Source organism: Catellatospora methionotrophica (assembly GCF_011297335.1).
Classification (GTDB): Bacteria; Actinomycetota; Actinomycetes; order Mycobacteriales; family Micromonosporaceae; genus Catellatospora; species Catellatospora methionotrophica.
Genome location: NZ_JAAOTJ010000001.1, coordinates 182,878 through 194,953 on the forward strand (window position 1 = coordinate 182,878; position 12,076 = coordinate 194,953).

Annotated in this window: 10 protein-coding genes; 5 read left to right on the forward strand and 5 right to left on the reverse strand. The window is 71.4% G+C overall.

The genetic code is table 11. The features are described from left to right. Positions 1-79 precede the first annotated feature (79 nt). Together HAV40_RS00940 and HAV40_RS00945 are read right to left on the reverse strand one after the other, a co-directional pair. A complete protein-coding gene (locus HAV40_RS00940; protein WP_166378002.1) occupies positions 80-1,327 on the reverse strand; it encodes an MFS transporter in 1,248 nt (415 codons plus the stop codon). A 21-nt stretch (positions 1,328-1,348) separates the two neighbouring features. Further along, positions 1,349-1,921 carry a winged helix-turn-helix domain-containing protein gene (locus HAV40_RS00945; RefSeq protein WP_166378004.1) on the reverse strand — a complete coding sequence of 191 codons (573 nt, stop codon included), beginning with the start codon at positions 1,919-1,921 and terminating at the stop codon, positions 1,349-1,351. 264 nt (positions 1,922-2,185) lie between these two features. Here HAV40_RS00945 and HAV40_RS00950 point away from each other — a divergent pair, with 264 nt between their 5' ends. Continuing rightward, entirely contained in the window at positions 2,186-4,783 is a 2,598-nt protein-coding gene (locus HAV40_RS00950; RefSeq protein WP_203671279.1) for a M4 family metallopeptidase, read from the forward strand. Positions 4,784-4,839: 56 nt separating this feature from the next. Here HAV40_RS00950 and HAV40_RS00955 read toward each other — a convergent pair whose 3' ends face one another. Next, positions 4,840-5,757 carry a UTP--glucose-1-phosphate uridylyltransferase gene (locus HAV40_RS00955; RefSeq protein ID WP_166378006.1) on the reverse strand — a complete coding sequence of 306 codons (918 nt, stop codon included), beginning with the start codon at positions 5,755-5,757 and terminating at the stop codon, positions 4,840-4,842. A gap of 292 nt (positions 5,758-6,049) precedes the next feature. On the opposite strand from HAV40_RS00955, the gene HAV40_RS00960 reads away from it, so the two are divergent. Further along, on the forward strand, positions 6,050-7,234 hold the full coding sequence (locus HAV40_RS00960; protein WP_166378008.1) for a pyridoxal phosphate-dependent aminotransferase: 1,185 nt from the start codon (positions 6,050-6,052) through the stop codon (positions 7,232-7,234). Positions 7,235-7,304: 70 nt separating this feature from the next. Here the strand turns inward: HAV40_RS00960 and HAV40_RS00965 are convergent, their stop codons facing one another. Beyond that, positions 7,305-8,387, reverse strand: a complete 1,083-nt coding sequence (locus tag HAV40_RS00965) for a calcium:cation antiporter (protein WP_166378010.1) — start codon at positions 8,385-8,387, stop codon at positions 7,305-7,307. A gap of 99 nt (positions 8,388-8,486) precedes the next feature. Here HAV40_RS00965 and HAV40_RS00970 point away from each other — a divergent pair, with 99 nt between their 5' ends. After that, positions 8,487-9,554 carry a hypothetical protein gene (locus HAV40_RS00970; RefSeq protein WP_166378011.1) on the forward strand — a complete coding sequence of 356 codons (1,068 nt, stop codon included), beginning with the start codon at positions 8,487-8,489 and terminating at the stop codon, positions 9,552-9,554. 4 nt (positions 9,555-9,558) lie between these two features. Here the strand turns inward: HAV40_RS00970 and HAV40_RS00975 are convergent, their stop codons facing one another. Continuing rightward, complete coding sequence (locus HAV40_RS00975; RefSeq protein WP_166378013.1) at positions 9,559-10,647, reverse strand: winged helix DNA-binding domain-containing protein; 1,089 nt, start codon at positions 10,645-10,647, stop codon at positions 9,559-9,561. A gap of 68 nt (positions 10,648-10,715) precedes the next feature. Here HAV40_RS00975 and HAV40_RS00980 point away from each other — a divergent pair, with 68 nt between their 5' ends. After that, a complete protein-coding gene (locus tag HAV40_RS00980) occupies positions 10,716-11,813 on the forward strand; it encodes a M20 family metallopeptidase (RefSeq protein WP_166378015.1) in 1,098 nt (365 codons plus the stop codon). Between the two features lie 52 nt (positions 11,814-11,865). Further along, entirely contained in the window at positions 11,866-12,072 is a 207-nt protein-coding gene (locus HAV40_RS00985; RefSeq protein ID WP_166378017.1) for an RNA-binding S4 domain-containing protein, read from the forward strand. Positions 12,073-12,076: the final 4 nt, after the last annotated feature.

The window sequence follows — 12,076 nt, forward strand, 5'->3', positions numbered from 1 at the left end:
CGGTGCGCGGACCGGACGCCGGTCCCGCGCACCGCCGTGTCAGAACGCGGTGGCCAGCGTGCCGCGCTGCTCGGCTGGGTCACAGGCGGCGCATGCGCGGGATCGGGGAGGTGATCAGCCAGAGCACGCCCGCCAGCGAGCCGATGGTGGCGATCCACAGGGTCTCGCGTACGCCCAGGGCGGTGCCCAGCGCACCGCCGATGACCGCGCCGATCGGGCGGATGCCGTAGTTGATGGTGCGGTGCGCGCCGGTCACGCGAGCGCGCAGCTCGTCGGGGATGACGCTGGCCTGCAGCGAACCGCCGGCGGTGTCGAGCACCATGACGCCGAAGCCGGACAGGAACTCGGCGCAGAACACCATCGTCAGGATCAGCCAGTGCGGCCCGTGGGCGAGCGGGATGAGGATCAGCGGGGCCGGGAACATCAGGTAGCCGAAGACGTACATGGGCCCGACGCCGAAGCGGTCGGCGAGCCTGCGCGCGACGGCCGCGCCGAGCAGCGCGCCGACCGCCGCCAGCCCCAGTCCCAGGCCGAGTACGTCGGGGGTGATGTGCAGGGCGGTGGTGACGTACAGGACGACCAGCGCGCCGTACATGTAGTTGAACAGGTTGATGGTGGTGCTGGCACTCACCGCGGCCCGCATCACCGGGTGGCGGGCGATGAACGACAGGCCTTCGCGCAGCCCGAGGCCGCGCCGCGGGACCGGCGTCGGTTCGGTGACCTCGACCCGGGCGATCATCACCGCGGAGAACAGGAACGACACCGCGTCGAGCAGCAGCGCGAACGGCGCGCCGACCAGGCGCACCAGCAGGCCGCCCGCACTGGCCCCGGCCACCGACGAGAAGGCCCGTGAGCCGTTGAGCAGCGCGTTCGCGGGTAGGAAGTCCTCGCGCGACACCAGTGACACGAACAGGGTGGTGCGGCACACCTCGAACAGCACGCTGAACGTGCCGACGGTGAACGCGACCAGGTAGAGCTGGGTCATCGTGAGCGCGTCGAGCAGGTACAGCACCGGCACGGCCAGCAGCGCCACGGCGCGGCCGACGTCGGCGACGACCATGATGGTGCGCTTGTACGGCCGGCGGTCGGCCCAGCCGCCGAACAGCAGCGAGAACAGCAGGTTCGGGGCGAGCGCGGCGGCGGTCAGGTAGCCCATCTCGGCCGGGCCGGCCTGGGCGACGAGCACCGCGAACAGCGGCAGCGCCAGTTCGGTGATCTGGTCGCCGATCAGCGAGACGCTCTGCCCGGTCCAGTACCGGCGGAACGGGGTCTGCCGCAGCAGCGGGGGCAGCCAGCGGCGGGTTTCGGGGGCGGCGGTGGCGGTCATGGGGGTGTGCGCCTCCGGGCGTCAGGGCTGGTCGATGGTGGTGACGTAGTAGCCGAGGTGGACCGGCCGCGCGCCGGGCGGGCGCTGGGACGGATCGGTCCGGCGGTCGCGGTAGGCGTCGAACAGGTCGTCGATGCGGCGGGACAGCTCGCCCAGCTCCTCGGCGGTGAGATAGGCCAGGTCGTCGCCGGGGCCGGTGACGGCACGCCACTGCGGCGGGTCGGCGTCGCGGCGGGCCAGCCACCGCAGGGCGCGCTCGTACAGCCGGTGGATGAGCACGCCGTCGAGCTGGTCGACGGCGGCGCGGGTCTCGGCGTCGTCGGACTCGCGGCCCCACCGGGTCGACAGCGCGGTGGCCCGCCAGGGCTTCTCCCGGGCGTCGGCGCCCTCGGCGCGCTCGACGAGGCCGTACTTGGCGAGCTGGCGCAGGTGGAAGGAGCAGTTGGGCACGCTCTCCCCCAGCCGGTCGGCGGCCTGCGTGGCGGTCAGCGGGCCCTCGCGGCGCAGCAGGCCGACCAGCGACATGCGTAGCGGATGGGCGTACGCGCGCAGGGCGACGGGGTCGGTGAGGTCCACGGTGGGACGGTCGGTCATATCCTAAAGATAGCTTTAGAAAGACTTCTCTACAATCTTGCGTCGTCACTCCCCCGCAGTCGCCTACCGGACACATCGCTCGCCGATCGACTCAAGTCGATCACCTGATGCCGAGACAGCGCCCCTTACAACGCCTGTCAACAGCGGTCACGAAACTTCTGTCATCGACGTATGGATATGCGAATCACTTCCAAAGTTCTCCCACCTTCTATATATATAGCTCTCAGTGGCTACCGCCACGTTCCACTGAGTCGGGGAGGACTCGTGAAAAGAACCCTCGCTACCGGCAGCGTCGCCCTACTCGTGGGCGCCATGCTGTCGGTGTCGGCAACGTCCGGCAACGCGGCACCCGCGCCCTCGGCACCGGTCGGCGTCGCGGCCGCCGAACGCGCGCTCGCCGAGCACCCGTCGGACGTGCGCGCCGCCAGCGGCGACGCGTACCGCATCGACCGCACCATCAGCGACAGCAGCGGCACCCACGTGCGCTACGACCGCACCTTCCACGGCCTGCGGGTCTACGGCGGCGACTTCGTCGTGCACACCGCCGCCAACGGCGTCTACAAGGGATCGTCGGTGGGCCTCGCGGCCCCGCTGACCCTGTCCACCACGCCGCAGATCACCGCCGCCAAGGCCGCCCAGGCCGCCCGCGCCCGGTTCTCCGGCACCGTCGCCACGGTCGGCTCCCCCGAGCTGTTCGTGGATGCCAGCAGCGGCAAGGGCAAGCTGGCCTGGGAGACCGTCGTCACCGGCATGGGGACCGACAAGCAGACGCCGTCCGAGCTGCACGTCATCACCGACGCGGCGACGGGGGCGTTCCTGGGTTCGTTCGATGAGATCAAGATGGTCACCGGCACCGGCAACGGCATCTACACCGGTAACGTCAGCATCGACACGACCCTGTCGGGCTCGACGTACCAGATGATCGACCCGGTGCGCGGCAACGGCCGCACCTGCGACATGAACAACGGCTCCTCGACCTGCACCACGTTCACCGACGCGGACAACGCGTGGGGTGACGGCACCAACGCCAACCGGCAGTCCGCCGGTGTCGACGCGCACTTCGGCGCGGCGGCGACGTTCGACTACTTCAAGAACGTGCACGGCCGCAACGGCATCTTCGGCAACGGTGCGGGTGTGCCCAGCCGCGTCCACTACGGCAACGCGTACGTCAACGCGTTCTGGGACGGCGCGCAGATGACCTACGGCGACGGTTCGGGCAACAGCCGCCCGCTCGTGTCGCTGGACGTCGCGGGCCACGAGATGAGCCACGGCGTCACCGAGGCCCTGGCGGGCCTGGTCTACTCGGGCGAGTCCGGCGGCCTGAACGAGGCCACCTCGGACATCTTCGGCAACATGGTCGAGTTCTACGCGGCCGCGCCGTCCGACCCGGGTGACTACCAGGTCGGCGAGAAGATCAACATCAACGGCAACGGGACCCCGCTGCGCTACATGTACAACCCGACCCTGGACGGCGCGTCGCACGGCTGCTGGTCGACCAGCACCAACAGCGTCGACGTGCACTACAGCTCAGGCCCGGGCAACCACTTCTTCTTCAACCTCGCCGAGGGCACCGGCGCCACCGCGTACGGCACCAGCCCGCTCTGCGGCTCGGCTCCGGCGATGACCGGCATCGGCCGCGCCAAGGCCGAGAAGATCTGGTACCGCGCGCTGGACGTGTACTTCACCTCCAGCACCCGCTACGTCAACACCTCCACCCCGGCCAACACCTCGCGGGCGTACACCCTGTCGGCCGCGACCGACCTGCACGGCCTCTGCTCGGCCGAGTACAAGGCCGTCCAGGCCGCCTGGACCGCCGTCAACGTGGCCGGCAGCGACGCCGCCTGCCCCGCCGGCAACGACTTCTCGCTGGCGGCCGCGCCCGCGGCGGGCTCGGTCAACCCCGGCAGCTCGATCAGCAGCACGATCACCTCGACGCTGACCAACGGCAGCGCGCAGACGGTCAACCTGACCGCGAGCGGCCTGCCCAGCGGCGCGACGGCGACGTTCAGCCCGACGTCGATCAACTCGGCCGGCGGCACCTCGTCGCTGACCATCGCCACCACCGGCTCGACGACCCCCGGCACGTACGCGGTGGTCATCACCGGCACCGGCGCCAGCTCGACCCGGACCACGACGTTCGCGCTGACCGTCAACGGCCCGCCCGGCTGCTCCGGCACCAACCCCACCGACGTGGCGATCGCGGACAACACCACCGTCGAGTCCTCGATCACCATCTCCGGCTGTGCCGGGAACGCGGGCGCGGCCAGCACGGTCGCGGTCAACATCCTGCACACCTACATCGGTGATCTGGTCGTCAGCCTGGTCGCGCCGGACGGCAGCGCGTACGTGCTGCACAACCGGGCCGGTGGCAGCGCCGACAACATCAGCCAGACGTACACGGTGAACCTGTCCACCGAAGCCGCCAACGGCACCTGGAAGCTGCGGGTCCAGGACGCGGCGTCCGGTGACGTCGGCACCATCGACACGTGGACGCTGAACCTGGTCGGCACCCCCACGCCGACCTGCTCCGGCACCAACGGCACCGACGTGACCATCCCGGACAACACCACCGTCAACAGCGCGATCACGATCGCGGGCTGCTCGGGCAACGCGTCGTCGACCTCGACGGTCGCGGTGGCCATCGTGCACACCTACATCGGCGACCTGGTCGTGACCCTGGTCGCGCCGGACGGCAGCACCTACGTCCTGCACAACCGGGCCGGCGGCAGCACCGACAACATCAACCAGACGTACACCGTCAACCTGTCGTCCGAGGTCCGCAACGGCACCTGGAACCTGCGGGTCCAGGACGCCGCCTCGGCCGACACCGGCTACATCAACAGCTGGACCCTGACCCTCTAGGTCTCCGGCAGCGCGACGCGAGGGCCCCGGCGACACGCCGGGGCCCTCGCCCACGTTCAGACGCCCGCGTCGGGCCGTCCCGCCGCGTCCAGGTTCTTGGCCAGGTCGCGCAGCAGCGGGCCGTACTCCGGGTGCGCCAGCGCCGTGGCCATCTGCGCGACCAGGTAGTCCGCCGGGTTGCCGGTGTCGTACCAGCGGCCCGAGATGACCTGCCCGTACACGGCCCGGGTCGCGGCGTACGCGTTGATCGCGTCGGTCAGGTAGATCTCGCCGGAGCGCCGGTCGTACCAGCGCTGGGTCTGCTCGCGAAGCTCGTCGACGATGCCCGGGGTGATCACGTAACCGCCGAGGGCCGCGTACGCCGACGGGGCGTCCTCCGGCTTGGGCTTCTCGATCAGCCCGGTGATGCGCAGCAGGCCCCCTTCGAGGTCCTCCTTGACCACCGGCACGCCGTAGCGCTGCGAGTGCTCCGGGTCCATCGGCATCAGCGCCAGGACCGGGCAGTTCGTCGCCTCGTACGCCCGGATCAGCTGCTGGGCGCGGGGCACCTCGGCGACGAAGACGTCGTCGGGCCACAGCACCAGCATCGGCTCGTCGTCGAAGTTGCGGGCCGCGTTGAGCACCGGCGTGCCGTTGCCGTACGGGCCGTGCTGGTCCAGGTAGGTGATGTGACCCTGCGCCGCCAGCTCGGCGATCTCCTGCACCGCGTCGGCGTACGCCGTCTTGCCGTCCGCCCGCAACTGCGCCACCAGCGCCGGGTTGGGCCGGAAATGGTCCTGGATCAGCGACTTCCCGCCCGAGATCACGATCGTGATGTCGGTGATCCCCGAGGCCACCAGCTCACGCACCGTGTGCTCGATCACCGGCTTGTCGCCGACGGGCAGCATCTCCTTCGGGATCGCCTTGGTCAGCGGCAGCAGCCGCGAGCCGAGCCCCGCGGCCGGGATCACGGCCCGCCGGATCGTCGAAGGCATGAGGATCTCCAGGTCAGAAGTCGAGCAGCGGTATACCGACGCTAACAGGCGGCCAGCCCGGCGGCCCGCAACCCGCGTCCGGGTCGTCCCGGGAACCCTCGCCCGTCGCCGCGACTCCTCAGCGGTATGAACCGGCTGCACGCCCTGATCCCGCTGGTGCTGGCGCGGCGGTGCTGCTCGACGCCGTCGCGCTGCCGGTCCGCCAGCTGCAGGTCACCGCGCCGCAAGCTGCGGTTTCCCCGAAACTGCAGCCCGGTCCGGCTCCGCCGGTGGGGTGGGTGAGGATGGAGGGATGACGGCTGGGGTTGGTGGGGGCGATCCGCTGGTGGAGCGGATGCGCCCGTTCGGGACGACGATCTTCGCGACGATGTCGGCGCTCGCGGTGAAGACGGGGGCGGTGAACCTGGGGCAGGGCTTTCCGGACACCGACGGGCCTGCCGAGATGCTGGAAGCGGCGGCGGCCGCGCTGCGGGGCGGATTCAACCAGTACCCGCCGGGGCCGGGTCTGCCGGTGCTGCGGGAGGCCGTCGCGGCGCACCAGCGGCGGTTCTGGGGACTGGAGTACGACCCGGACGGGGAGGTCGTCGTCACGGCCGGGGCGACCGAGGCGATCGCGGCGGCGATCCTGGGGCTGTGCGAGACCGGTGACGAGGTGGTCTGCTTCGAGCCGTACTACGACTCGTACGCCGCGAGCATCGCCCTGGCCGGGGCGGTCCGCCGGCCGGTGACACTGCGGCCGGGATCGGACGGGCGTTACGGGTTCGACCCCGAGCAGCTGCGCGCCGCGTTCGGGCCGCGTACCCGGCTGGTGCTGCTCAACACCCCGCACAACCCGACCGGCAAGGTCTTCACCCGCGAAGAGCTGGCGCTGGTCGCCGAGCTGTGCCAGGAGTTCGGCGCGTACGCCGTCACCGACGAGGTCTACGAGCACCTGGTCTTCGACGACGCGGGCTCGCCGCACCTCCCGCTGGCGAGCCTGCCCGGCATGCGTGAGCGCACCCTGCGCATCTCGTCGGCGGGCAAGACGTTCTCGTGCACCGGCTGGAAGGTCGGCTGGGCGAGCGGGCCTGCCGCGCTGGTCTCGGCGGTGCTGCGGGTCAAGCAGTTCCTGACGTTCGTCAACGCGGGGCCGTTCCAGCCCGCCGTCGCGGTCGCCCTGGGCCTGCCCGACGCTTATTTCACCGGCTTCACCGCCGGGTTGCAGGCCCAGCGCGACCTGCTCCGCGCCGGCCTGGTCGACGCCGGGTTCGGTGTGCTCCGGGCCGAGGGGACGTATTTCATCACCGCCGACATCCGCCCGCTCGGCGGCGCCGACGGCGTCGACTTCTGCCTGGCCCTGCCCGAGCGCAGCGGCGTCGTGGCGATCCCCGCGCAGGTCTTCTACGACGACAAGGACGCCGGGCGGCACCTGGTCCGGTTCGCCTTCTGCAAGCGGCCCGAGGTCATCGCCGACGCGGTGTGCCGCCTCGCACCGTAGGCGGGTCTCACGCGCTTCGATGCCCGCAACGTAGGACATCGATGCGATAGCCGCCGCCCCGAGCACCGCCCTACGGCACGAAGGACAGGAACAGGAAGACGCCGAAGATGGTCAGGTGGACCATGCCCTGCATCAGGGTGGCGCGGCCGGGGGCGACGGTCAGCGTGGTGACCACGACGGTGATCGCGAGCAGCACCATGTCCTTGGGGTCCAGGCCGAGTACGAGGGTGTCCTTGAGCCAGATCGAGGCGATCGCGATCGCGGGGATGGTCAGCCCGATGCTGGCCACGGCCGAGCCGAGGGCCAGGTTGAAGCTCGTCTGGATCTTGTTGCGGGACGCGGCGCGCACCGCCGCGGCCGTCTCGGGCAGCAGCACCAGCAGGGCGATGACGACACCGACCACGGCGCGGGGCGCGCCCGCCACGGCGACCACGTGCTCGATCGCCGGTGACTCCACCTTGGCCAGGCCGACCACGGCGACCAGGCACAGCAGCAGCATGAGCAGGCTGACCCCGGCGGCTTTGCGGCCGGGCCCGGCGGCGGGGTGCTCCTCGTCGTCGGTCTCCAGCGGCAGGAAGTAGTGGCGGTGCCGGATCGTCTGGACGAAGACGAACGCCGCGTACAGCACGAGTGAGGCGGTGCCCGCGAACGCGAGCTGCGGCCCGGAGTAGGTGGAGCCGGGGCTGCTCGTGGTGAACGACGGCAGCACCAGGGCGAGGGTGGCGACGGTGCTGAGCGTGGCCAGGGTCGCGGTGACGCCTTCGACGTGGAACTCGACCTCGCGATGGCGCAGGCCGCCTACCAGCAGGCAGAGCCCGACGACGCCGTTGCACACGATCATGAAGGCGGCGAAGACCGTGTCGCGGGCCAGCGTGGACGGGCCCGGCGGGGCCGAGGTCATCAGCATGATGATGAGGCCGACCTCGATGGCGGTGACCGCGACGGCGAGGATGAGCGTGCCGAAGGGCTCACCGACGTGGTGCGCCACGATCTCGGCGTGGTGGACGGCGACGATGACGGCGCCGACCAGCGCGATGCCGACCACGACCAGCCCGAACCCGCCGACCTTGTGCCCCCAGACCGCCGCGAGCAGGATCACGCACACCGGCGGGATCACCGCCCACCACGACAGCGCGCGCACGGTCTTGAGCATGTACCGAGGCTACGCGGACAAACCTCACCTAACGGCCATAATCCCTGCAACGGGGCAGTTGGCTGTGCCCGTACGACAGTGTGGGTCTAGATTCTGCGCGTGCTTTCACGATCTCTCGCCGCAGTGCCGCTGCGACTGACCGCCCTGGCCGCCGTCCTCGGGCTCGCCGCGTGCGGCAGCACCGCCCCCGGCGCGGCGGGACCGTCCGATCCGGTGTTCGTGCCAGGCAGCGCCGCACCGTCGGTCTCCGCGTCGGCGGTCGCGAGCCCGAGCGCCAAGGCGTCGCCGTCGGCCGCGCCGGCGGCGTGCGGGGTGTTCCCGGCGAACAGCGTGTGGCGGGCCGACGTGTCGAAGCTGCCCGTGCACCGCTCGTCGGGCGCGCTGGTGAACAGCATCGGCGCGGGCGCGCACATGCACCCCGACTTCGGTTCCGGCCTGTGGGAGGGTGCGCCGATCGGCATTCCCGTCACGGCGATCAAGCCCGGCCAGAAGACCGTCAAGGTCAGCTTCGAGTACGCGGGCGAGAGCGACAAGGGCCCCTATCCCGTGCCCGCCGACGCCAAGGTCGAAGGCGGGCGCGGCAGCGACGGCGACCGCCACGTCATCCTGTACGACGCCGCGGGCTGCAAGGTGTACGAGCTTTTCGCGGCGTACCCGTCCGGCGCGGGCTGGCGGGCCGGGTCCGGCGCGATCTACGACCTGCGCTCCAACAAGCTGCGCCCCGCGGGCTGGACCTCCGCCGACGCGGCCGGACTGTCGATCTTCGCCGGGCTGGTCCGCTACGACGAGGTCGCCGCCGGTCGCATCACCCACGCGCTGCGCATCACCGTGCCGCGCTCGCGCAACACCTACCTGTGGCCCGCCCGGCACGCCGCCTCGAACAGCGCGGACGCGAACCTGCCGCCGATGGGCCTGCGGCTGCGCCTCAAGGCGAGCGTGGACACCTCGAAGATGCCCAAGCAGGCCCGGATCATCGCCGAGGCCATGAAGAAGTACGGCGTGATCGTCGCCGACAACGGCTCGCCCTGGTACCTGTCCGGCGCGCCCGACGACCGCTGGTCCAACGACGCGCTGCGCGCCCTGAAGAACCTGTCGGGCTCGAACTTCGAGGCCGTCGACACGTCCGGGCTGATGGCCGACAAGAACTCGGGCGCGGTGCGCGGATAGCCCGTCAGAGGGCTGTCGTGGTGACCGTGGCGGGCAGGCCGAGGAAGCGGCCGTGGTGGTCGGCGGCGGCCTGCACCGCCGCTGACCGGCCGGGGTCGAGCGGGGCGTAGACCAGGATCTCGATCGCGACCCCGGTGCGCCCGACGGTCCGTTTCCAGTGCCCGGCGACCTGGCTGTCGATGATCAGCACGCCGTTGAAGACCGGCCGGTCCCAGCGCTGCCCGTCGCCGACGCCACCGAGGTCGAGCAGGTGCTTGCTCTCGGTGTAGCCCACCAGGTATTCGTCGTAGCCCTGCAGCAGGTGCGCGACCGGCCCGTCCGGCGCGGGCGTCCGCGGCGGCTCACCCGCGAACCAGTAGGTCAGCCCGTCCACGGTGAGGCTGTCCAGCCGGTCGCCGACCAGGCCGATGCCGCGCCGGATCTCGGCCTGGGTGAGGCTGGACCACCAGCGGAAGTCCTTCACCGTGGCCGGTCCGTGGCTGCTGAAGTAGCGCAGGGTCAGCTCGGCCAGGGCCTCGTCGGGCTCCAGGGTCCGCGCCTGCGGGGCGCGGTCGGCCAGCAGCGCGTACGTGTGCTGCTTGCCCTTCATCGCGCCACTGCAGATCAGGCCTTCGAGTTCGGCGTGCATCAGGATGTACGCCATCCGGAAGCCCTCGGTGCCGATGCCCGCCTCCTGGAACAGCGCGGTCAGCTCCTTGCGGGTCAGCTGGGTGCCCGCCAGCGCCTCGGAGAGCAGCCCGGAGCAGCGCCCGCGCAACTGCTCGTCGAGGCCGAGCTGGCGGTAGTAGTAGGCGTTGAGCTGGTGCACCCGCGGACCGGTCAGTGCCAGCATCCAGCAGATGTCGTCAGGGGTGACGAAATGCCAGGTCGGCCGCAGCACGTGGGTGCGCAGCAGCGCCCCGTCGGCGAACTCGCCGTGCACCAGGTCCTCGCGGGCACCGCTGATGCGCTCCCCGACGGACCAGGTCGCAGGGCCGTAGTCCTGCGACTGCACCGCGCCCAGCCGGCCGACCACGCCCTGGGGTGTCGTGTCGGTGGCGGCGTGCAGCCCGAGGTTGCGCATACGCCACGAGGCCAGCCGCAGTGCGTCCATCGGCGCGATGTTATCCACGCGGTACGACACCGGATGCCCCGCGGGCGCGAGTGCGGCAGGATGGCGGGGTGGAGCTGGAGACTTTTCTGCGTACGGCCGAGCGGCTGCTCGCCGTGCCGTCGACCGCCGACCGCCCCGACGAACTGCACCGCGCGCTGGAGCTGGTCCTCGACATGGTCGGGCCGGGCTTCGCCGTGGAGCGCTTCTCGTCGGCGGGCAAGCCGAGCGCGCTGCTCTACCGCGACACCGGGGCGGGCCGCCCGGCGTTCCGCGTGATCCTCAACGGGCACCTGGACGTGGTGCCCGCGCCGCCGGAGCAGTTCACGCCGCGCCGCGAGGGCGACCGGCTGTACGCCCGGGGCGCGCAGGACATGAAGATCTCGGCGCTGGTCATGGCGCACGTGTTCGCCGAGCTGGCCCCGACCCTGCCGTACCCGCTGGCGCTGCAGCTGGTCACCGACGAGGAGATCGGCGGCCGCAACGGCACCCTGCACCAGGTGGAGCAGGGGGTCACGGGGCAGTTCGTGGTGATCGGCGAGTTCAGCGGGCTGGAGATCGTCACCGACTCCAAGGGCATCCTGCAGGCCAGGCTGACCGCGACCGGCCGCGCCGCGCACAGCGCGTACCCGTGGCAGGGCGACAACGCGCTGCTGCGGCTGACCGAGGCGGTCCGGGCGATACACGCGGCGTACCCGCTGCCGACGGCGGAGGCCTGGGCGACGACGGTGAACCTGGCCCGGCTGGGCACCCCGAACACGGCGTTCAACCAGGTCCCGGCGCTGGCCGAGGCGTGGCTGGACATCCGCTTCCCGCCCGGTGAGCCCGGCTTCGACGGGCGCACCGCCGCGCAGATCGCCGCGCACCTGGCCGACATCTGCGGGCCGGGCGTCACGGTGGCCGTCGAGCACGCCGACGCCCCGCACCACGCCGACCGGGACCGGCCCGAGGTGCTGGCCCTGCAGCAGGCGGCGCGGGCGCAGGGCTACCCGGCCGGGTTCCTGCGCAAGCACGGCGCGGCCGACGGGCGCTTCTACTCCCAGCGCGGCATCGACGCGGTCATCTTCGGCATCGGCGGCGCGGGCCTGCACGGCCCCGACGAGTACGCCGACCTCACCACGATCGAGCCGTACGAGCGGGCGCTGCGCGCGTTCCTCACCGGACTCTGACGATCGCGGGCCGCTGCGCATCGACGGACCGCCGCTGGGGCAAGATGGCAGCGTGACCGACGTACCGATCCGTGATGACATGATCCGCCTGGGCCAGTTCCTGAAGCTCGCCAACGCGATCGAGACCGGCGGCGAGGCGAAGCTGCGCATCACCGCCGGTGAGGTGACCGTGAACGGCGAGGTGGAGGTGCGCCGGGGCCGCCAGCTGCACCGGGGCGACGTCGTCGGCATAGACGGGGAGAGCCTGCGCGTCGCCTGACGCA